General features: G+C 38.8%; 18 protein-coding genes and 2 pseudogenes. 10 read left to right on the top strand and 10 right to left on the bottom strand.

Annotated elements, in window-relative coordinates:
• The first annotated feature begins 3 nt into the window (after positions 1–3).
• The 4 genes from EL215_RS02760 to purT all read left to right on the top strand — a co-directional run bounded on the left by EL215_RS02760 (position 4) and on the right by purT (position 3,011).
• Positions 4–603 (top strand): beta-phosphoglucomutase family hydrolase, encoded by a 600-nt coding sequence (locus EL215_RS02760; protein ID WP_049355615.1) that lies wholly within the window; start codon positions 4–6, stop codon positions 601–603.
• The gene (locus EL215_RS02755; RefSeq protein ID WP_126470049.1) at positions 603–1,082 is read left to right on the top strand and encodes a YqaA family protein; all 480 of its coding nucleotides are present in this window, start codon (positions 603–605) and stop codon (positions 1,080–1,082) included. The genes EL215_RS02760 and EL215_RS02755 overlap by 1 nt, the downstream gene beginning before the upstream one ends.
• Before the next feature lie 234 nt (positions 1,083–1,316).
• Complete coding sequence (gene luxS, locus EL215_RS02750) at positions 1,317–1,820, top strand: S-ribosylhomocysteine lyase (protein ID WP_126470047.1); 504 nt, start codon at positions 1,317–1,319, stop codon at positions 1,818–1,820.
• Between the two features lie 9 nt (positions 1,821–1,829).
• Positions 1,830–3,011, top strand: coding sequence for a formate-dependent phosphoribosylglycinamide formyltransferase (purT, locus tag EL215_RS02745; protein WP_126470045.1), 1,182 nt, complete (start codon positions 1,830–1,832; stop codon positions 3,009–3,011).
• A gap of 138 nt (positions 3,012–3,149) precedes the next feature.
• Here purT and EL215_RS02740 read toward each other — a convergent pair whose 3' ends face one another.
• The 3 genes from EL215_RS02740 to EL215_RS02730 all read right to left on the bottom strand — a co-directional run bounded on the left by EL215_RS02740 (position 3,150) and on the right by EL215_RS02730 (position 8,048).
• Positions 3,150–4,634 (bottom strand): aldehyde dehydrogenase family protein, encoded by a 1,485-nt coding sequence (locus EL215_RS02740; protein ID WP_111387728.1) that lies wholly within the window; start codon positions 4,632–4,634, stop codon positions 3,150–3,152.
• Between the two features lie 291 nt (positions 4,635–4,925).
• Positions 4,926–6,347 carry a surface lipoprotein assembly modifier gene (locus EL215_RS02735; RefSeq protein WP_126470043.1) on the bottom strand — a complete coding sequence of 474 codons (1,422 nt, stop codon included), beginning with the start codon at positions 6,345–6,347 and terminating at the stop codon, positions 4,926–4,928.
• A gap of 66 nt (positions 6,348–6,413) precedes the next feature.
• Positions 6,414–8,048: a factor H binding protein domain-containing protein gene (locus EL215_RS02730; protein WP_126470041.1), complete on the bottom strand. Its 1,635-nt coding sequence runs from the start codon at positions 8,046–8,048 to the stop codon at positions 6,414–6,416.
• A gap of 132 nt (positions 8,049–8,180) precedes the next feature.
• Here EL215_RS02730 and EL215_RS02725 point away from each other — a divergent pair, with 132 nt between their 5' ends.
• On the top strand, positions 8,181–8,597 hold the full coding sequence (locus EL215_RS02725) for a helix-turn-helix domain-containing protein (protein ID WP_126470039.1): 417 nt from the start codon (positions 8,181–8,183) through the stop codon (positions 8,595–8,597).
• A gap of 115 nt (positions 8,598–8,712) precedes the next feature.
• Here the strand turns inward: EL215_RS02725 and EL215_RS10450 are convergent.
• The 6 genes and pseudogenes from EL215_RS10450 to rimO form a co-directional block, all read right to left on the bottom strand.
• A pseudogene (locus tag EL215_RS10450) lies at positions 8,713–8,820 on the bottom strand (molybdopterin-dependent oxidoreductase); the annotation flags it as partial.
• Positions 8,817–9,152 (bottom strand): annotated as a pseudogene (locus EL215_RS02715) (NapC/NirT family cytochrome c); the annotation flags it as partial. The pseudogenes EL215_RS10450 and EL215_RS02715, both read right to left, overlap by 4 nt.
• Before the next feature lie 271 nt (positions 9,153–9,423).
• Positions 9,424–10,359 (bottom strand): alpha/beta fold hydrolase, encoded by a 936-nt coding sequence (locus tag EL215_RS02710; protein WP_126470037.1) that lies wholly within the window; start codon positions 10,357–10,359, stop codon positions 9,424–9,426.
• Positions 10,360–10,412: 53 nt separating this feature from the next.
• Positions 10,413–11,528 (bottom strand): aspartate-semialdehyde dehydrogenase, encoded by a 1,116-nt coding sequence (gene asd, locus EL215_RS02705; protein WP_126470035.1) that lies wholly within the window; start codon positions 11,526–11,528, stop codon positions 10,413–10,415.
• A 138-nt stretch (positions 11,529–11,666) separates the two neighbouring features.
• Entirely contained in the window at positions 11,667–13,685 is a 2,019-nt protein-coding gene (locus tag EL215_RS02700; protein ID WP_126470032.1) for a UDP-glucose:protein N-beta-glucosyltransferase, read from the bottom strand.
• Positions 13,686–13,724: 39 nt separating this feature from the next.
• Positions 13,725–15,062: a 30S ribosomal protein S12 methylthiotransferase RimO gene (gene rimO, locus EL215_RS02695; RefSeq protein WP_126470030.1), complete on the bottom strand. Its 1,338-nt coding sequence runs from the start codon at positions 15,060–15,062 to the stop codon at positions 13,725–13,727.
• Between the two features lie 150 nt (positions 15,063–15,212).
• On the opposite strand from rimO, the gene EL215_RS02690 reads away from it, so the two are divergent.
• The gene (locus EL215_RS02690) at positions 15,213–15,929 is read left to right on the top strand and encodes an MgtC/SapB family protein (RefSeq protein ID WP_126470028.1); all 717 of its coding nucleotides are present in this window, start codon (positions 15,213–15,215) and stop codon (positions 15,927–15,929) included.
• Between the two features lie 84 nt (positions 15,930–16,013).
• Positions 16,014–18,596 (top strand): DNA mismatch repair protein MutS, encoded by a 2,583-nt coding sequence (mutS, locus tag EL215_RS02685; protein ID WP_126470026.1) that lies wholly within the window; start codon positions 16,014–16,016, stop codon positions 18,594–18,596.
• Positions 18,597–18,654: 58 nt separating this feature from the next.
• Here the strand turns inward: mutS and glpX are convergent, their stop codons facing one another.
• Complete coding sequence (gene glpX / locus EL215_RS02680; RefSeq protein WP_126470024.1) at positions 18,655–19,668, bottom strand: class II fructose-bisphosphatase; 1,014 nt, start codon at positions 19,666–19,668, stop codon at positions 18,655–18,657.
• A gap of 142 nt (positions 19,669–19,810) precedes the next feature.
• On the opposite strand from glpX, the gene zapB reads away from it, so the two are divergent.
• The 3 genes from zapB (at position 19,811) to mnmG (ending at position 22,839) form a co-directional block, all read left to right on the top strand.
• Positions 19,811–20,029 carry a cell division protein ZapB gene (gene zapB / locus EL215_RS02675; RefSeq protein WP_126470022.1) on the top strand — a complete coding sequence of 73 codons (219 nt, stop codon included), beginning with the start codon at positions 19,811–19,813 and terminating at the stop codon, positions 20,027–20,029.
• Positions 20,030–20,080: 51 nt separating this feature from the next.
• On the top strand, positions 20,081–20,518 hold the full coding sequence (mioC, locus tag EL215_RS02670; protein ID WP_126470020.1) for an FMN-binding protein MioC: 438 nt from the start codon (positions 20,081–20,083) through the stop codon (positions 20,516–20,518).
• A 431-nt stretch (positions 20,519–20,949) separates the two neighbouring features.
• Positions 20,950–22,839, top strand: a complete 1,890-nt coding sequence (gene mnmG, locus EL215_RS02665; protein ID WP_126470018.1) for a tRNA uridine-5-carboxymethylaminomethyl(34) synthesis enzyme MnmG — start codon at positions 20,950–20,952, stop codon at positions 22,837–22,839.
• The last annotated feature ends 97 nt before the right edge of the window (positions 22,840–22,936 follow it).

Below are 22,936 nucleotides of genomic sequence, written 5' to 3'. Positions count from 1 at the left end.
TAAATGATAGATAACAGACTTTTTGAAAAATATGATGGCTTGATTTTTGATATGGATGGCACCTTAATCGACACCATGCCAGTGCATGCACGCGCATGGAACCTAGTAGGGGAACAATTCGGTTATCGTTTTAACAGCCAAATCATGTATGATTTAGGTGGCGCAACCGTGAGCACTATCGCCTCAGCCATTATGCAAGATGCCGGTATGTCACAAGAACGTTTAAATGAAGTGATACAAGCAAAACGCAAACTTTCTTATGAATTGATTCCAACAGAATCAAAATTACTCCCAACTTTTGACGTGGTGCGTCATTACTATCAACAAAAACCAATTGCGCTCGGGTCAGGTTCAAACCGCAGACTGATTGATATGTTGATACAAAAATTAGATATCGAACGTTACTTTAACGCCATTGTCAGCGCTGACGATGTGAAAGAGCACAAACCCCACCCTGAAACCTTTTTACGCTGTGCAGAACTGGCAAAAGCTGAACCGTCACGCTGCATCGTCTTTGAAGATGCCGATCTTGGTGTAAAAGCAGGATTAAGTGCAGGCATGGATGTTTTTGACGTCAGAACATGCGAGATTATTAAAGCCTAATGTGGGACATTTTTTCTTTCAGCTTTTTGACTAATTTTTGGCAAACCTATGGACTATGTCTGATGTTTTTCAGTGCATTCTTAAGTGCCACCATACTGCCAGGCAATTCTGAAATTGTTTTTGTTACCCTTGCTGTACCAAAAGTATTGGTTAATTCATTATTAAGTGCAGATATTTTTTGGCTTGTTTTTCTGGCAACCGCAGGCAATACACTTGGCAGCCTCACCACTTACTGGATTGGTCGATGGTTTCCAAAAATTAATAGCAAAAATGACCGCACTTTGTGGATAATAAACAAAATACAACGTTATGGCGCCATCACTTTATTATTAAGTTGGCTGCCTATTATCGGGGATGTGTTTTGTGCGGTAGCCGGTTGGCTTCGTTTAAATTGGCTAAGTTGTTTGATTTTTATGACGATTGGAAAAGCACTGCGTTATATTGCCCTACTCTTTTTCAGTTTACCTTTCGTGTCATAGCCGTGAATAGCCTTTGTACATAACCTGGTTGTGGGCTAGAATAACGACGAATTGATATTCAACAGATAAAAAAACGCCCCTTATCAAGTAAGGGGCAAATAACCTAAGGAACCAATTTTATTAAAACAACTGCAAGTTGCTTGTTTTATAAGACCGACGCTAAAAAGAAAAGTTCAAAGAATTTGTAAAAACATATAAAAAATTTACAAACTAATGATTTAAAAGGAAATAAATATGCCATTACTCGACAGTTTTAAAGTGGATCACACCCGTATGAACGCACCTGCCGTGCGAGTTGCCAAAACGATGCGTACCCCAAAGGGCGATGACATCACTGTTTTTGATCTTCGTTTTTGCATTCCAAACAAAGAAATTCTCCCACCAAAAGGGATTCACACCCTTGAGCATTTATTTGCGGGCTTTATGCGTGACCATTTAAACAATGACAATGTAGAAATCATCGATATTTCCCCAATGGGCTGTCGCACAGGTTTTTACATGTCATTAATCGGCACTCCAAACGAGCAACAAGTGGCTGATGCATGGTTAGCTTCCATGAAAGATATTTTAACCGTGCAAGATCAAAACCAAATTCCTGAATTAAATGAATACCAATGCGGAACTTACACTGAGCATTCTTTAGAAGAAGCACATAAAATTGCTAAAAATGTGATTTCTCGCGGTGTGGGGATTAATAAAAATGACGATTTAGCACTCGATGAATCTTTCTTAAAATAAGGACACAACATGACAACCCTAGGTACAGCATTAACCCCAAATGCTATTAAAGTGATGATGCTTGGCTCTGGTGAACTAGGCAAAGAGGTGGTAATTGAATTACAACGTTTAGGCGTAGAAGTAATTGCCGTCGATCGTTATGAAAACGCTCCAGCACAACAAGTGGCACATCGTGCTTATACGATTTCCATGCTAGATGGTGCAGCCCTCAAAGCCTTAGTGGAAAAAGAGCGCCCAGATTACATTGTGCCGGAAGTGGAAGCCATCGCAACTGATACGCTGATTGAATTAGAAAAAGCAGGTTTTAATGTTGTACCTACCGCCAAAGCCACCAAGCTTACGATGAATCGCGAAGGCATTCGTCGCTTAGCAGCAGAAGAGCTTAAATTGCCAACCTCACCTTATCAATTTGTCGATAACTTTGATGACTTCCAAAGTGCGGTTGAAAAAATTGGTATTCCTTGCGTAGTGAAACCGATTATGTCCTCTTCTGGCCACGGTCAAAGTATTTTGAAATCCAAAGATGACTTACAAAAAGCCTGGGATTACGCGCAACAAGGTGGTCGAGCAGGTGCTGGACGCGTGATTGTAGAAGGGTTTGTTAAATTCGATTATGAAATCACTTTACTCACCGTTCGCCACATCAACGGCACCAGCTTCTTAGCACCAATCGGCCATCGTCAAGAAAATGGTGACTATCGAGAATCTTGGCAACCACAAGTCATGTCTGATGCAGCCTTGAAAAAAGCACAAGACGTAGCAGAGAAAATTACCACCGCATTAGGTGGTCGTGGCATTTTCGGCGTGGAAATGTTTGTGTGTGGTGATGAGGTTATCTTCAATGAAGTCTCCCCTCGCCCACATGATACCGGTATGGTCACGCTAATTTCTCAAGAATTATCTGAGTTCGCCTTACATGCCCGTGCGATTTTAGGCTTACCTATTCCAGAAATCACTCTTATTAGCCCATCGGCTTCAAAAGCCATTGTGGTGGAAGGTCAATCGAAAAACGTACAATTTGGCAATATCACCGAAGTATTAGCTGAACCAAACACCAATATTCGTATTTTTGGCAAAGGCGAAGTCAATGGCCATCGCCGTTTAGGTGTATTACTCGCTCGTGATATTTCCGTAGAAAAAGCATTAGAAAAAGTAGAACGAGCTTACGCGAAGTTAGATGTAAAATTATAAGGTTTACTTAGCATAAGTATCTTTGAAAATACAAAAGTGCGGTTAATTTTTGAGAGGTTTTAAAACTCTTTAATAATTGACCGCGCTTTTGAGATACAAATCAAAGTGCGGTCGTTTTTTAGGTTAGAAAGTGAATGATTAATACATGCCTTCGCGCTCTTCACGGGTGCTGATGAAGATATTTTTCACCTGTGTATAAGCGTCAAGCATCATTTTATGGGTTTCACGACCTATACCAGAGGTTTTATAACCACCGAAAGGAGCTCCAGCTGGTAAACGGTTATAACAGTTCACCCAAACACGACCGGTTTCAAGTGCGCGTGCAACTCGTAGCGCACGATTAATGTTATATGTCCACACCGCACCACCTAGGCCATAATCACTGTCATTTGCCATTTTAATTACATCTGCTTCATCCTTGAATTTGATTACCACAGCAACCGGACCAAAAATTTCTTCTTGTGCCACACGTTTTTTGTTATCAGGCGCTAAAATTAAGGTTGGTTGGAAAAATTCGCCTCGAGCCAATGCCGGGTCGGTTGATTTACCTCCACCAAGGATAATTTGACACCCTTCTTCTTTAGCAATATCAACATACTTGCTAATAACCTTAACTTGATTTCCGTTTACTTGCGCCCCCATTTGCGTGTCATCTTCCCAAGGTAAGCCGACTTTAACTTTCTTAAATTCTTCTTTTAGTGCCGCGATAAATTTATCGTAAACGCTTTCTTGTACGAAAATACGTGAACCGGCACAACACACTTGCCCTTGGTTGAAGAGAATTCCTTTTTGTGCGCCCTCCAATGCTTTATCAAATGGCATATCGTCAAAGAAAATATTGGCTGATTTACCACCCAATTCCAAGGTGGATGGAATCAACATTTCAGCAGCAGCCACACCAATTTTTCTACCGATTTCGGTGGAACCGGTGAATGCCAGTTTGTTAAATCCAGTATGGTGCAACATGTATTCGCCAGATTTAGAACCCTTACCAGTGATAACATTGAAGACACCTTTCGGTAATAAATGATTAATTTTTTGAGCTAAGGAAAGTAAGCTCAATGAAGTAGAGGAAGATGGGTGAATCACGACGGTACAACCTGCTGCCAATGCAGGTGCTATTTTCCATGCAGCCATTAAGAACGGAAAGTTCCATGGAATAATTTGACCAACAACGCCAATAGGCTCGCGTAAAATCAACGACAAATCTTCGCTATCCAGTTGGTTTGCGACACCTTCTTCGGCGCGAATAACACTGGCAAAATAACGGAAATGATCTGATGCCAACGGAATATCTGCTGCGCGTGTTTCGCGAATCGGTTTACCGTTATCCAACGTTTCTTGTAAAGCGAATAATTCGGTATTTTCGTCAATAATATCTGCAATTTTATTCAAAATTGTAGCTCGTTCCGTTGCGCTGGTATTTTTCCAGGTTTTAAAGGCCTCTTTCGCAGCATTCACTGCAGCATCGACATCTGCATCCGTAGCGTCAATAAAGGTGGCTAAGGCTTCACCATTTGCAGGGTTATATGCTGTTAAGGTATTACCCTCAGAGCCATTTGTCCATTCGCCGTTGATCAATAAACCATAGTGTTTATCAAAGACATTAAGATCTTTTGTCATCTGTTTTCTCCTTTTTCTACGTGATCAATCAAAGTGATACCTTCTCTTTTTACATCGTCAGGTCTCTACTATTTTGTCCCCAAAAGAGGACAGTGGTTCAATTTGAGCACAAGACAAGACTTAAAACTGTGAGATAGATCACATTTTAGCGGTGATGAGGAAAGGTAGAAAAAATTGATTTGATAGATGGACAAAGCGAAGTGAAGAGAAAATACCTTGAAAAGAGACCGCACTTTGAAGGCGAAAATCAAAGTGCGGTCATGTTTTCTATTTTATTTTGGGTAACTTCCTTTAGAAATTACGTTCGACAGACACAAACCATTCTCCGCTAGTGCGTGAATAAAATTCCGGGATATTACTGTCAATTTTGCGGTAACGATAATTTAATTTAGGCATAAAACCTTTCCATTGCATTTTGTTATACCACAGCGAGGCGTTAAAACCATATTCTTTATCTTGTCGTTTTTTCATTGGGAAATAGAAATTTTCTGCACGAAAATAACGTTTCACATAGCGCAGGCTTAAACGGGTAGCAAAATCCTTAATTTGCCATACGGTGCCGATATTGACACCTCGACGAAGTGAGGACTCTGCTTTGTCTTTGCTGCGATCCATGCTGCCTTCAATCCCACCGAAAAGTAACCAATTCGGTTTTGCCTGATAACTTAATGCGAGTGTTGCGCCGTTAATATAGCCGTTATGACGGCGTGCAATATTGGCATCCGCATAACGTTTTTGCGTGTGGGAAAGCGTACCAGAGAGCGACCAAAGTGCGGTTAATTCACGGTGTAAATCTGCGGTAATGCCATAATTTTGGCTATAACGTGGCGCACCCAACCAGTTTTGCTCAAAAAATGGCGTCAATCCTAAAGATTGTAAGACGGAACGATGACGATAGCCCAATGCGGCGTAAAGTGATTTTTCGCTATAATCTTGATTATCCCAGTAATACACGCCGCCAAAACGGCTGTTTAAGGTCACAAAATGATTACCGGCGACATTGATTTCACGGCTTAACCCAAGTCCGTAACGAAAGCCGTGCGCTTTTTGTGGTAAAGAGTCTTTGTCTTTTTTAAAGCGCAATTTACCTAACAAAATATCTTGTTGGGATGACGCGTTATTCACGTTGTCGGTTTGGGTATATTGCCATTCTACGTCTGCTTTCCAGCCTTGGCGTTCATTCATGGTGGCCAAATAACGTTGGGCGAATTGTTGCATAGGCGGAGATAAATCCGGCATAGCGCGCTCAAGTTCTGCTTTAGCTTGGCGATACTGTTTATTTTCAAATAACATCACGCCTAAATCGAAACGCGGATAGGCAAGTTCCGGTTTTTCATCAACAATTTGCCGATAAAGACGAATCGCTTGCTTATGGTTGCGCTCCGCACGCAACATCGCCCCTAGGGCATAACGATATAGCGTGACATCGTGCTGAGGTTCCGATTGATAAAGCGGCAACGTTTGTTTCAATATTCCCCATTGTTGTTTTACCACACTATAGTTGATCAGTTTTTCCAATTTAGTTTGAGTATTGTCATTGGATTCAAATGTCATCGGTGCTGAAAGTGCGGTGGATTTCTCCAGTGTTTTTATCTGTGGATCTTCCGTTTTCGGCACAATATTCTTTTCAAAGAAAACAGGCTGTGGTGCTTGGAAGGTTTCAGCTTGAGTAGCTAAGGGAAGTAGAATGATAAAATAAGGAAGTTTTTTCATAGTCGATTAGAAAGTAATGCCGTTTAAACCGAGGTTCAAACGGCATTTTTATATTAAAGGAAAAGTTTATTTTTGGATTTCGCCACGTGTACCGCCGAAGCCGATAGCGATATTATCGCTACTAGAATAATGGAGATTACGTTCACCGTTTCTAGGCACAACTTTAAATAATTCTTTTACCTCTTGATCATCATAAGAGACATTTTCTTTACCAAATTCGGCTACACCTGCAATTTCTTCAGCATTTTTTCCGTAAAATAGCAGTAAATATTCCCCTTTCATGTTTGTCCATTTATCAGAAGTCATATCAGAAGATATGCCTTTACCCCAATCTTTGCCGTAGATTTCGGCTAAATTACCTTCATGTAAAGTTAGATTACCTAAACCGTCTAAACCGGTAATATTTCCCTCACCTTTTTTATTGGCAAAATCTACATTATATGTAAGCATTCCTTCTCTATCTTTAGTGAAAGCAGTCCCGATATAAGTCGCTTTACCTTCATTAGGTATATCTTTGGTATTCACTCCATTTAGATAATTGCGTTGTATAGAAACGCTATATGTTTCTCTATTGTACATCGGATCATTAAGGTCTTTATAGTCTTCATATTTACCAACAACAATAGAATATTTTTGATTATAAACATCTATATATGATGTTTGTTTGGATGATTCTTCTCCTCGAACGTTTGAAGATGTAGTTTCTTGTGGGTCATATTTTCGAGTAAATCCTTCAGGTGTTTTATACGCCTCTCTAATGATATTGCGTTTTGCATCTAAAATTGCTGATTGCTCTTTTTCTATTAATAAATTATCTAAATTTTCCAATGCTTTAGTTCGCTCATTTTCAATATTACTATTAGCAAAATTCTGCGCTTCCCAATCATCTAACCCTTTTTCTTTCGCAAGATTAATTAATTCATCGATTTTGGTTTTACGTTTATCTTTCTCAGCAATGTAATTATTGAGATCTTGGACCGCACTTTCTTTATCTGTATAGTTTTTACCGTAGGCAAAATTACGTGCTTCCCACTCCTCTAAACCTTTTTGCTTTGCAAGGGCAGTTAATTCATTGATTAAATTTTCTCTTTCTGTACGTTTATCATTAAGTAATGTTCTTGCTTCATTTAATGTTTTGTCTTTATTTGCGTTTACAAAATTGCGAACTTCATCTTCGGATAAGCTATAGCTTCTTGCTAAACGTTTAAGCGCTATAATTTTGTGAACTTCAACGAGCTGTTCAGTTACAAATGATTTGCTGTTATTTTTGAAATTATCTGCAAATTCGCTAGAATCAACAGTATTTAAACCGTTATGTAATGCAAATTGAAATACTTCATCACGAGTAAGCATTTTTTCTAAGGAGAGTTTTTCATCTAATGCTTTTTGTGCTGCTGCAAGTTCTTCTTGTGCTTTTTGTAAACCTGCTTTTGCTTTATTTAAATCTTGCGCAGAAAGCTGCTCGGCTTGTTTAAGTTTATCTTCTGCCGTTTGCTTTTCATTTTGCGCTTGAGAAAGTTGCGTTTTTAAACGATCGAGTTCAGCCTGTTGCGTGTTAGCTTGATTTTGTGTTGTTTGGTTGTTTTGAATTTCGTTATTGGGCGTAGTTGGGGGGTTATCGCTGTTTCCGCCACCGCTGCTGCCACAGCCGGTTAACGCCAGTAAAAGTGCGGTTGCAATTGAAAGATTTTTGAGTTTCATACGGGATTCCTTAAATTATTTAGGGATTAAAAAGCAAAAGAATTATAATTTTTCGCTAATTTGTGTACAATTAACCAACAATTACAGAAGGTTACCGAGTTGCGGTAGCTATTTGCACTGCGAGAGTAGAATATGAAAATTAATGAAAAAATTCGTCAATTACGTGAACAACACCAATTATCTCAAGAAAATATGGCGGATAAATTAGGCATGTCGGTGACCGGTTATGCCAAAATTGAACGAGGTGAAGTGCGTTCAAATCTGCCACGTTTGGAGCAAATTTCTGAAGTGTTTGATATGGATATTTGCGAACTGCTTTCTTATGGGGAAACTGAAAAAGTTTATTTTAATAATTCAGTCACAGAATCAACAAATTCAAATAATTCAAATAATTTCTTATTCGCTGTTGGTAATGATAATTTAGAAAAAGCCATTCAACAATTGCAATTAATTATTTCTCATAAAGACGAGCTATTGGCACAAAAAGATAAAATTATTCTAGGCTTAGAGCGGGAAATTGCTTTGCTGAGAAATATGCACAAAGCATAGTAACGAGCTGACAATAACAAGAAAAAACAACTAAAAATAAGACCGCACTTTGATCCTATCAATCAAAGTACGGTCGTTTTTTATTGGTTTTACACAGCCTGTTTAGGTTGTTTGAATTACGTTCATAACTGGTAGTTGCTGGTAATACAATATCTGCCATGCGCGCAGTTGGCGTCCAGTTTACTTCATTCACAATCACCACATCTGGTTGTTGGAAGGCCTTACTTTCCATTGCATTAATTCTGCATAAGGCATGAGGCGAACCTCATTTCCTTTATCATTAGTCGCTTTCACCATTTCAGTGGCAAAAATAGCTGAACCATCAGAGAGAGTGCTACCTTGCACGGCAGAGGATTTTTGCGCATTTTGATCGCCATGCACTTCAGGAAGGAAGTGAACAATACCCTTATGACAATCAATACAGGTTTGGCCATTTGTTTGAGCATCTGTATGAGTTTGTTTTGCTAATTTAGTTTGTTTTGAAAGCTCCATTGCATCAAAACTGTGGCAGCTACGACAGGTTTCTGAATCGTTGGCTTTCATATCATTCCATATGCATAACCCACTGCGTTCCCCACAATGCCACAGCGCCGACACCCGCCAAGCAAAGTGCGGTGATGATTTTCTTCATTTTTGACATAGACACTCCAACTATATAAACGACAAAAAAAACATAACTACAAATAAGTATTATGGATTGTAGGCATATAGTGAGAAAGAAACTATGATCTTGCTCAATAAAAGGCTAAACACTCATGATATAAAAATAAAAAAACATTATATAAATCAATATATAATGTTTTGTATTTAATCTAATTAGGAAAATTTAAGAATGAAGAAATTGATTAACGCGTTCAAGCACGGCTTTTCTCACGTTATCCTTTTCAAAAAGGATTTCATGTTTTGCTTGAGGTACAAGCATGGATTCTGCATACGGAAAAAGTGCGGTCAATTTTTCAAGATTTTTGTTATCTACAATTTTTTCCTTTTCCGCTTGTAAAATAAGCACGGGTGTTTCCACTCTTGGAATGATTTTAGGGAGCGCTTTGATTGCATTTAAACACAAATGTACCCAACGGAAAGTCGGGCCACCTAAGTGAATAGCATCGCGTTTTCGATTAACTCGGTTCATCCATTTCATTCGCGTTTTAGAATGGCTAAGTTCATTAAGGTTTAAATCTGCCGGTTTGTAATGTCCTTTGCCAAAAACATAGCGATGACCTTGACCAAATGCCATCATCGTTGCAATGATGATTTCATCTCGTAACGGATGTTTCATGGGAACGCCAAAGAAAGGCGAAGAAAGCACAGCCTTTTTAATATGATGATCGTAATTGGCTAGATAATAGGTAGAAATCAAAGCGCCGAGGGAGTGTGCGAGAATATATTGCGCTTGATAAGCATAAAGTGCGGTCGTTTTTTCAATGATTTTTTCCATATCATCAATATAAAAACGAAACTCATCTAAATGCCCTTTTTGAGGAATAATACGCTGTGAATAACCTTGTCCTCGGTGATCGAAAAGCAAAACATCATAACCTTGTTGGTAAAAGTCATAAGCCAACTCAGTCCATTTCAGCATATTTTCTGCTCGACCATTCACCAAAATCATCAATTTTCTGACCGCTCTTTCAGGCTGAACCAAATGACGATAAGCCAATTTGATATTTCGTTCGCCAGAAAGATATTGTGTCGGAAATTGCTCAAAAAAAGGCAATAACTCAGCAAGAGCAAATTGATGAAAATGAGGTTCTCTGATCATAATTTTCCAATGAAAAGGGCGTAGTAAATACGCCCTTTGTAGTGAAAGTAAACTTATGCCACCAATTGTTTTAAGATACGACGAACTGGCTCTGCAGCACCCCATAATAATTGGTCACCTACAGTGAATGCCGCTAAGTATTCCGGACCCATTGCCAATTTACGTAAACGACCAACCGGTACACTTAATGTACCTGTTACTTTAGCTGGAGTTAATTCTCGTAATGTGGTTTCTTTGTCATTTGGAATTACTTTCACCCATTCGTTGTGAGACGCTAAAATTTGTTCGATTTCTTCTAACGGTAAGTCTTTTTTCAGTTTGATGGTGAATGCTTGGCTGTGGCAGCGTAATGCACCGATACGCACACATAAACCATCAACAGGAATTGGATTGTCGCTTAAACCTAAGATTTTGTTGGTTTCTGCATAGCCTTTCCATTCTTCTTTAGTTTGTCCTGTTTCAGGGAGAAGTTTGTCAATCCAAGGGATTAAGCTACCACCCAATGCTGCACCGAAGTTATCAGTTGGGAAGTTATCAGAACGCATTTCTGCCGTCACTTTACGTTCAATATCTAAAATTGACGAAGCAGGATCTTTTAATTCACTTGAAACCGATTGTTCTAATAAGCCCATTTGTGAAATCAATTCACGCATATTTTTTGCGCCCGCACCTGAAGCCGCTTGGTAAGTTGCAACAGATACCCATTCCACTAAATCTTTTTCAAACAAACCACCGATAGCCATCAACATTAAGCTTACAGTACAATTACCACCCACAAAAGTTTTAATGCCTTTTTTCAAGCCTTCAGAAATCACGTGTTGGTTTACCGGATCAAGCACGATAATCGCATCATCTTTCATACGTAGTGCAGACGCTGCATCAACCCAATAACCATCCCAACCTGTTGCTTTTAATTTTGGATAGACTTCATTGGTATAGTCGCCACCTTGGCAGGTCACGATAATATCTAATTTTTTAAGTTCTTCAATGTCGAATGCATTTTTAAGTTCACCCGCCTCTTTTCCTACAAACACAGGGGCTTTTTGACCTGCTTGAGACGTGGTGAAGAAAACTGGATTAATATTGGCAAAATCTTGCTCTTGCACCATACGATCCATTAATACGGAACCGACCATTCCGCGCCAACCGATAAAACCGACGTTTTTCATGAGTTTTTCCTTATTTTATGTTGTGTTGAATGGGTCTATTAATTACAGGCTTTATGCTACAAAATCAAGCTTTTTTAGAAAAAATGAGGCTTTGTTTAATTTTTCTCAATAAAAAATCCCCTTTCGGGGATTTATTGATTATTTATCTGCTTTTTTCGTGGTTTTCTTTACCGTTTTTTTCGGCTTTGTTTTAGCTTCAGATTTGACCGCACTTTTCTTTGTCGTAGTAGACTTTGTAGTCTTCTCTTTTATGGTTGTCGATTTAGTCACTTTTTTCTTTGGCTTTTCAGCTAAATTTGCTGCTTTCCATTCCTCAAATTTTTCAAGTAACACTTTACCCATTGGGCTTGGATCGCCTGTAAATAAGGTTTGTAAGCCATTATTTTCAATGATATGACGGCGAAGTTCTAAACGTTCTTGATGGTTTTCTGCTAAACGAATAGCACGTTCAACATATTCATCTACCGTATTTGCAATTAACCATTCCGGTAAACCTAAACGTTTAAATAACCCTTCATCAATATGTTCATGGACTTCTGCACCGGTTTTACATACCCCCACTAAACCTAATGTCACCATATCAATAATGCCATTCGTGTTACCGAATGGGAATGGGTTTACCATCATATCGCAGTTATGCAAAATACGAAGATATTGATCATAAGGTGCATGTGGATGAGCTGTCGCATCATTGCCTAAATAAGATTTAATAAAACGCTCAACGTAAGGATGTGTCACACCACTGGATTGACCTAAAGCAAAGTGGAAATGAACCTTAACATTCGCACGATCACGAATAGCCTTTAATGCCGCCAAGAAATAGGGGTTAAGCTTCATTATGGTAGAAGCAATACCAATATTTACGACTTCAGGATTTTCACGTAAGCGATATTCTACATATTGTGGCGCAAGCGCTGAAGGCACATAAGGCAGAGCATCTTTTGGTAAACGCAATAATTGCTCACTGAAGCATTTTTCAGACCCCACATAATCATCTTCTACAATCACATATTCAATAAAATCAGAATGTGTCGTAGCAGGGTGGCCTAAAGCAATCACTTGAACCGGCGCAAGACGCGTGTTACTTGCAAAAATGGTGGTTAAATCCATCCCAATACTTGGCATATAAAGAACGGCTGCACCATTTTTTTCACAAATCTCTTTTAATTCATTCAATTTACCAAAAATATTATCACCTTTTAATAAATGGAATTCATCAAACACCGCTTGGCCTGCTGCATCTACAGCTTCATTACCCACACCAATTAAATGAAAAAGCTCACGCGCGGCAATCATTGAAGTAGAATGCGTACGGTAAATTGAATGAGATGAATGGAAATGCTCCAATAATACAACCATGACAGGTTTGCCATTACGCTCACCTAATTTCGTGACATCGCGGTCAGTCCATCCACCTTGCAATAAATGACGACGAATGACTTGGTTTAATGCTTTTTTCACCCAGTGTTTATTTTCAGCAATATCGTAGCTGCAATGCATATACACATCGTGTGAAATTGCACTTGGCACATTATTTAAGTTTTCAATCGTCGCTAATTTTTCAGGGAACCATTGTAAAAGCGTACCACGCTTAGAAAACGATTGTTCTGTACCAATAAAACGTGGTGATTGCAACGCAAAACAAAGCGATGCGCATAACTCTGGATCTAAATTCCATAAAGCATCAAGATTAACATTCACATTAGATTCTGGCAGATAGAAAATACAGAATTTAATTAATGATGATCTCGTATTATCTAAATGGAAATCGGATAAATTGGTTTTATCTGGATTGCGGTTATAAGCTTGTAAAACATGATCCGCATTCACAAATGGTGATGACGCAAAAATCATATTAATCCAACGTTGTAAGGTAAAGAAACGTTGCGCCCCACCTTCAGAAATATCTAATTTAGGATCAGAAAATAGCTCGCTCATTGCTACCGCTACACGGGTACAAAAATGCTTAATTTTATCTTGTACTAATTCATCATTTAATTGGCTAGGATAATCAATTTCAATGCCTTCTATACCACCAAAATTAGTATCAATTTTGTTTAAAATATCCAACAATTCGACGCAAGCTGATTCATAGTTTTTTGCTGCTACTTCCTGTTCAAAACGGATAACACTTGGTTGTTTTTGTGCTTCTGCCATTTCTAAATTCCTTTAGTAAAAAATAAATAAAATTCATAATTAACAGGTTCCCCATAAATCATATTCATCTGAATGAGTGATGGTGACTTTAATAACTTCGCCTACTTTTACAGGCGTGCCACTTAGATTTTCAATATAAACTAAGCCATCAACTTCTGGTGCATCAGCTTTTGTACGGCCGATAATACCTTCGTCATCAATTTCATCCACGATTACATCAAGCGTTTGGCCAATTTTTTGCTTTAATCGTTCAGCCGAAATTTCTTGTTGTAACTGCATAAAGCGGTGGAAACGTTCTTCTTTTACCTCTTCAGGCACTTGGTCAGCCATTTCAGTAGCTGGTGCACCTTCTACTGGGCTAAATTTGAAACAGCCCACGCGATCAAGTTGTGCTTCTTTTAAGAAATCCAATAGCATTTGGAAATCTTCTTCTGTTTCACCCGGGAAGCCCACGATAAAAGTTGAACGCAAAGTTAAATCTGGACAAATCTCACGCCATTGCTTGATGCGCTCTAAAGTGCGGTCAATTTTGCCTGGTCTTTTCATTGCTTTTAAAATTTTTGGACTCGCATGTTGCAATGGAATATCCAAATAAGGCAACAATAAACCTTCCGCCATTAATGGAATTAAATCATCTACATGTGGATAAGGATAAACATAATGCAAACGTACCCAAATGCCTAATTTACCAAGCTGCTTACACAAGGTCATTAAGTCATTTTTAATTGGCATACCATTCCAGAAAGCCGTTTTTACACCACCTTCTTTGCGTTGTGTATCCATTGCATAAGCAGAGGTATCTTGTGATACTACCAATAACTCTTTCACACCCGCATCAGCAAGACGTTTTGCTTCATCCAATACTTGCGTGATAGAACGGCTTTCTAAATCCCCACGCAATGAAGGAATTATGCAGAATGTACAACGATGATCACAACCTTCTGAGATTTTCAAATATGCATAGTGTTTTGGTGTTAATTTCACTCCTTGTTTTGGTACAAGGCTGGTGTAAGGATTATGCTCTGGCTTTGGTACATACTTGTGTACTTGAGCCATTACTGCTTCATAACTATGCGGACCGCTCACTTCCAATACTTTCGGGTGAACTTGGCGAATTTGATCTTCTTTCGCACCCAAGCAGCCAGTCACAATCACACGTCCGTTTTCTTCCAACGCCTCGCCAATAGCTTCTAGGGATTCCTGTACAGCACTATCAATAAAACCGCAAGTATTCACAATCACCAAATCTACATTTTCATAACTTGGTACAATGTTATATCCGTCAGTACGTAATTCGGTCAAAATCCGTTCTGAATCCACTAAATTTTTAGGGCAACCTAAACTTACAAAGCCAATATTCGGCGTTGATTTTTGCATAAATTTATTCTCAGCTATCGTCATTTTTCAAAGCCTTAGATTTTACTCAATTTCAAGCAGAAAGGCGATAATTAAAGTAAATTTACCCATTAACGCCTTTTTTTCAGGTAGAATAAGTACTATTTTTATTTACTTATATTGATTATTAATATGGAAAATCTCTCTCTTTTTTCAACTATTTTTGAACAAATGGCTTATTTAATTATTCTCGGAAAAATGCTACTCGCACTTGTTCTTGGCGGGATTATTGGCTTAGAACGAGAACTTAAACACAAACCGGTTGGTGTCAAAACTTGTGCTATTATTGCGGTAACGACTTGTGTACTCACGATTGTCTCCATTCAAGCTGCTGAACATTACGCGCAAGTTTCAGATAATATCCGAACTGACCCTATGCGACTTGCCGCACAAGTAATCAGTGGTATTGGTTTTTTAGGCGCAGGGGTAATTTTACACAAGAAAAATGATGCTATTTCAGGCTTAACCACTTCCGCCATTATTTGGGCAGCTGCGGCTATCGGTGTGGCAACAGGTGCGGGTTTTATTTTTGATGCGATTATTGCTACTTTAATGATTTTAATCGCCATCCGTATTAGTCCGATTGTACAACGTTATGTTCGCCGCAAAAAATACAAAAAACGTACTCGTTTAGCCATTCAACTGAGTTCTGCTAACGGCATCAGTAAAGTGACAGATTTATTATTGAAACATGATTACCGCATTGAAAATATCTCAGTCAAAGACCAAGCAAGTGGCGAGGTTCGCTTGCAAGTGCGATGCTACAACATTGATAATGAAATGCTAAAAGATGTCTATACGCTGTTAAAAACAGAAGATGAAGTACTGAGTGTGGATGTAGAAAATTAGAATCAGCTTAAAGTAACACATTACTTCTATCATAAAACCTATACTTGCTAGACAAAAAGTTAAAAACTTAAACTGGATAACATCATGAATTTACAAGATAATTTCGAGCAACATACGCCGATGATGCAGCAATATCTCAAGTTAAAAGCAGAAAATCCTGACATTTTATTATTTTATCGAATGGGGGATTTTTATGAGCTTTTTTATGATGATGCAAAAAAAGCGGCGGCGTTGTTAGATATTTCTTTAACGAAACGTGGACAATCAGCAGGTAATCCAATTCCTATGGCTGGCGTGCCTTATCATGCGGTAGAAGGTTATTTAGCAAAATTAGTGCAATTAGGTGAACCTGTAGCCATTTGTGAGCAAGTGGGTGATCCCACTACATCAAAAGGGCCGGTTGAACGCAAAATTGTACGAATTGTGACACCAGGTACAGTGAGTGATGAAGCGCTTTTACCAGAACGCCAAGATAACTTAATTGTGGCGGTTTATCAGGAAAAAGAAAAATTTGGTCTAGCCACATTAGACATGACATCTGGACGTTTCCAGCTTTGTGAACCTCATTCAAAAGAAGCCTTGCAAGCTGAATTACAGCGTATTAATCCGGTAGAATTACTTTATTGTGAAGATTTTGCCGAAATGGCCATTATCGAACATTATAAAGGTCTACGTCGTCGCCCAATTTGGGAATTTGAACTTAGTACCGCGATCTCAGAACTTAATCGTCAATTTGGTACGAAAGATTTACGTGCATTTGGTGTAGAAAAATCACCTCTTGGCTTGGCAGCAGCAGGTTGTTTATTGCAATATGCGAAAGAAACACAACGTGCTTCTCTGCCACATATTCAAAGCATCAGTGTTATTCAAAATAACGATAATATTCAATTAGATGCCGCAACACGCCGAAATTTAGAACTCACTCAAAATCTTGCGGGTGGCACAGAAAACACGCTGGCTTCGGTATTAGATAAATGTGTTACGCCAATGGGTAGCCGTTTATTAAAACGTTGGATTCATCAACCTATCCGTCAAACAGACATTCTATTAAAACGCCAAAAAACCATTGGTGAAATTATTGATCAAGATTTATATCACGAATTGCAGCCTTATTTGCAACAAGTGGGTGATATGGAACGGATTCTTGCTCGTGTAGCACTGCGTTCCGCACGTCCTCGAGATCTCACGCGTTTACGTACTGCATTAGAACAAATTGAACCGATAAAATCGCTGATTTATACAAAAACATCGTCAAATTTGACCGCACTTTCTGCGCAAATTGATGATTTTTCTGCGCAAATCGAGCTACTTCAAAAAGCAATTATTGAAACCCCTCCGTTATTAATTCGTGATGGTGGCGTCATTGCTGAAAGCTATAATCCAGAATTAGATGAATGGCGAACCCTTTCCGCTGGCGCAACGCAATATTTAGAAAATTTAGAACAACGTGAACGAGAAAGCACAGGTATTGATACCTTAAAAATTGGTTTTAATGCGGTGCATGGTTATTACATTCAAATTAGCCAAGGACAAGCCCATAAAGCACCGATTCATTATGTTCGCCGTCAAACATTAAAAAATGCCGAACGTTACATTATTCCTGAATTAAAAGAATATGAAGATAAGGTTTTAAAATCAAAAGGTGCGGCACTTGCTTTAGAAAAGCAACTTTATGATGAATTGTTTGATTTATTGTTGCCACATTTAGGTCAATTACAGTTAGCCAGCTTGGCATTATCTGAATTGGATGTGTTAGTTAACCTCGCAGAGCGAGCAGAAACCTTAAATTATGTTGCACCACAATTTAGTGATGAAATTGGTATAAAAATTGAAAATGGTCGTCATCCTGTAGTGGAACAAGTTTTAAAAGACCCGTTTATTGCTAACCCTGTGAATCTCAATCAGCAGCGTCATTTATTAATTATTACCGGCCCAAATATGGGCGGTAAAAGTACCTATATGCGTCAAACGGCTTTAATTACGTTAATGGCGTATATAGGCAGTTTTGTGCCGGCTGATAGCGTGGTTATCGGGCAAATTGATCGGATTTTTACTCGAATTGGCGCCTCTGATGATTTAGCATCCGGTCGTTCTACATTTATGGTGGAAATGACCGAAATGGCGAACATTCTTCATCAAGCCACTTCGCAAAGTTTGGTTCTGATTGATGAAATTGGACGAGGTACGTCTACTTATGATGGGCTTTCTTTAGCTTGGGCTTGTGCCGAATGGTTAGCGAAGAAAACTCGTTCACTTACGTTATTTGCGACCCATTATTTTGAACTCACCGCACTGCCAGAACAAATTGAAAGCATTGCTAATATTCATTTAGATGCATTAGAACATAACAATACCATCGCCTTTATGCATGCGGTTCAAGACGGGGCTGCAAGTAAAAGTTATGGTCTTGCTGTTGCAGCACTGGCTGGTGTGCCTCAATCCGTTATCAAACTGGCGAAGCAAAAATTGCATCAATTAGAAAAACTGTCAGCACAAAATGGTGATCAACAAATTCAACATTTGAGAGCATTAAATCAATATCAAGGTGAATTGGCTTTTGAAGCAGAGCCAGATGCTTTACGTGAAGCCATTGAGCAGCTTGATCCAGATGAATTAAGTCCAAAACAAGCCTTAGCTTATTTGTATCAATTGAAGAAAATGCTGTAAGAAATAAAAAGAGCGGTCAAAAAATTCATTGTTTTTTATAACCGCTCTTTTATTTTCACTAATTTCTTAAAATCTCATAGATTTCAGAATCTTTTCTATCGAGATAATGAATGGATTGGATTTTACGAATGGTGCGTGATTTACCACGAATTAATAAGGTTTCTGTCGTTGCCAAGTTTCCACGGCGAGAAATTCCTTTGAGTAATTCACCGTGCGTAATTCCTGTTGCAGCAAAAACAAGATTATCATCACGTACTAAATCTTCTAATTTTAAGATTTCATTGACCTTCACACCTAAGGCTTCACAACGTTGAACTTCTTCAGCGGCAATTTTACGGTTTTCTTCTGTATCGCCTTTCACTTCATTACGTGGAATAAGGCGAGCTTGCATATCCCCCCCTAATGCACGAATTGCAGCGGCAGCTGCCACACCTTCAGGTGCACCACCAATGCCGTAAACCATATCCACTTCAGCATCCGGTAAGCAACATAAAACCGAAGCGGCAACATCACCATCTGGAATGGCCATCACGCGAATACCTAGATTATGCATTTGCTTAATCACTTCATCATGACGGGGTTTAGCGAGTACCATCACGGTTAAATCCGATAAGGATTTACCTAAACGAGAAGCCACACGGCGAAGGTTTTGCTCAATCGGTAAACTTAAATCGATCATACCTTTCACTTCAGGGCCAACGACCAATTTTTCCATATACATATCAGGCGCTTTTAAGAAAGTACGTTTACCGCCAGCAGCCAACACTGAAATGGCATTTGATTGACCCATTGCCGTCATTCTTGTGCCATCAATCGGATCAACCGCAATAGAAATGAGTTCACCATTACCTGACCCGACTTTTTCACCAATATAAAGCATTGGTGCTTCGTCAATTTCCCCTTCACCAATCACTATTTCACCGTCCATATGGATTAAATTTAGCATATAACGCATGGCTTTGACTGCTGCATCGTCCGCCGCATTTTTATTACCACGACCAAGCCAAGTATAAGCCGCTAATGCAGCCGCTTCAGTTACTCTTGAAAATTCAATAGCTAATGCACGATTCATTTTTCTCTCCCAATGCAAAAAGTCTCGTTATTTTATCATTAAGCAAACGTTTGCCTAATAATTTTTTATAAGAAGCTTTTAAAAATAGGATTAAGTGGGTAGAATAAAGTCATTTCAGACTTATTTTAAAAAGGAAATCACTATGTCTTTAGAAATTTTAGATCAGCTTGAAGAAAAAATTAAACAAGCTGTTGAAACTATCCAATTACTCCAACTTGAAGTAGAAGAATTAAAAGAACAAAAAAATCAATCTCAACAAGCAGTAGAAGCCTTGCGAAATGAAAATGAGCAACTGAAAAATGAACACCGTAACTGGCAAGAACACATTCGTTCATTGTTGGGTAAATTTGACAACGTATAATGACTATAAAGGCTTAGAAAATCTAAGCCTTTTTTCTTATTAGGAAACAATATGCATATTTGTTTGATTTCAGGTAGTACATTGGGCGGCGCTGAATATGTGGCGGAGCATTTAGAAGATGTGCTAAAAACACAAGGTTTTTCTACCACTCTTTTCCACGGACCAGAGCTTGATGAGGTGATTGATGAAAATATTTGGTTGATCGTCACTTCAACACATGGTGCAGGTGAATTACCTGATAATTTAAAACCACTTTTTGAACAAATTGCGGCATCAGATAAAGATTTCTCTTCTCTCCGCTTTGCCGTTGTAGGCTTAGGCAATTCAGATTACGATACATTTTGTCATGCCGTAAATAAAGCCGAAACACAGTTAAGTGAAAAAAGTGCGGTCAAAATCTGCAAGAGTTTAAAAATTGATATATTGCATGTTGATGATCAAGAGCAATTTGCGGAAGATTGGCTACCACAATTTATTCATGCACTTTAGTCATAATAAAGCGATAATTTAAGTTTATCGCTTTTTATTTATCCATATCCAAAAAAAATCACCTGTGGATAACTTTAATAAAACCTGTCAAAAAAATGTTCTTTTCCACTGAATAAATATAAGGGTTGTTTTTCTTGTGGATAACATCAAGAATTATCCACAAGAAAAAGACCTTAAACAAAAGACATTTCAACACAATCTAAAATGATCTAACTCTTTCATTTAAAAAAGGAAAAGGATCTTACTCACAAGATCAACGGATCCTAATAGTAACAATAATAAGATCTTTATATATAAATAGATCTTATATTTATTACCTACTTGATCTTCTCTCATCATAGATTGAATTCTTACTTTCAAGCACACGTAATTTTCAGTAGAATAGCGCCTATTTTTAGATCGAAGATCAAATTAAAGATAAAGAGAGAGATATGTTTTACACCGAAAATTATGATGTGATCGTTGTTGGTGGCGGTCATGCTGGTACAGAAGCGGCATTAGCACCTGCACGTATGGGATTAAAAACTCTGTTATTGACACATAATGTCGATACCCTTGGACAAATGTCATGTAATCCAGCCATTGGTGGCATTGGTAAAGGGCATTTAGTAAGAGAAATTGATGCGATGGGCGGTCTTATGGCTCACGCAGCGGATAAAGCCGGTATTCAATTTCGTACTTTAAACAGCAGTAAAGGACCTGCTGTACGTGCAACTCGTGCTCAAGCTGACCGGGTGTTATATCGTCAAGCAGTACGCATTGCACTTGAAAACCAACCAAATTTAGATATTTTCCAACAAGAAGTAACCGATATTTTAATTGAGCAAGATCGCGTTTGTGGTGTGGAAACCAAAATGGGGCTTAAATTCCGCGCTAAATCGGTGGTTTTAACTGCCGGTACTTTCTTAGCGGGTAAGATCCATATTGGTTTAGAACATTATGCAGGTGGCCGAGCTGGTGATCCGGCATCTGTTACACTTTCTCATCGTTTACGTGATCTGAATTTACGTGTAGATCGTTTGAAAACGGGTACCCCACCGCGTATTGATGCACGCACGATCAATTTCGATATATTGGCTAAACAACATGGTGATGCCGTATTACCGGTATTCTCTTTTATGGGATCAGTGGATGATCACCCACAGCAAATTCCTTGTTATATAACCCATACCAATGAACAAACCCATGAAGTGATCCGTAATAACTTGGATCGCAGTCCAATGTATACCGGTGTGATTGAAGGGATCGGTCCACGTTATTGCCCATCTATTGAAGATAAAGTAATGCGTTTTGCGGATCGTAATTCACATCAAATTTATTTGGAACCTGAAGGCTTAACCAGTAATGAAGTATATCCAAACGGGATCTCGACCAGTTTACCGTTTGACGTGCAAATGGGCATTGTGAATTCCATGAAAGGTTTGGAAAAAGCCCGCATTATTAAACCAGGTTATGCGATTGAATATGATTATTTTGATCCACGTGACTTAAAACCAACGTTAGAAACTAAATCTATTTCGGGTTTATTCTTTGCGGGTCAAATTAACGGTACAACCGGTTATGAAGAAGCGGCAGCACAAGGCTTATTGGCGGGGATTAACGCAGGTCTTTACGTACAAGAAAAAGAGGCATGGTATCCACGTCGCGATCAATCTTATACAGGCGTATTGGTGGATGATCTTTGCACGCTTGGCACCAAAGAACCGTATCGCGTATTCACTTCTCGTGCAGAATACCGTTTGTTATTACGTGAAGACAATGCGGACATTCGTTTAACGCCAATTGCTCATGAATTAGGTTTGATTGATGAGGCTCGTTGGGCGCGCTTTAATCAAAAAATGGAAAATATTGAACAGGAACGCCAACGCTTACGCAGCATCTGGTTGCATCCGCGTTCTGAATATTTAGAAGAAGCAAATAAAGTGCTCGGTAGCCCACTTGTGCGTGAAGCCAGCGGTGAAGATTTATTGCGCCGTCCAGAAATGACCTACGATATTTTGACTTCTTTAACGCCATATCAACCGGCAATGGAAGATAGAGAAGCCGTAGAACAAGTGGAAATTGCTATTAAGTATCAAGGCTATATTGAGCATCAACAAGAAGAAATTGAAAAACAAAAACGCCACGAAAATACGGCAATTCCGACTAACTTTGATTACAGCAAAGTGTCTGGTTTATCTAATGAAGTACGTGCGAAGTTGGAACAGCATCGTCCGGTTTCTATTGGTCAAGCAAGCCGAATTTCAGGCATTACCCCTGCAGCAATTTCAATTATTCTGGTTAATTTGAAAAAACAAGGCATGCTAAAACGCGGGGAGTAAAGCTCTCAGGTATTGAAAGCAAAAATGCGGTGAATTTTCACCGCATTTTTTATATTACAAATTAAAAAGATGTAATTAGTAGGCTAAATTATTTAAT

Origin of the sequence: Haemophilus parainfluenzae (genome assembly GCF_900638025.1) — a bacterium.
GTDB lineage: Bacteria > Pseudomonadota > Gammaproteobacteria > Enterobacterales > Pasteurellaceae > Haemophilus_D > Haemophilus_D parainfluenzae_J.
This window is presented reverse-complemented; position numbering and strand designations above follow the sequence as displayed.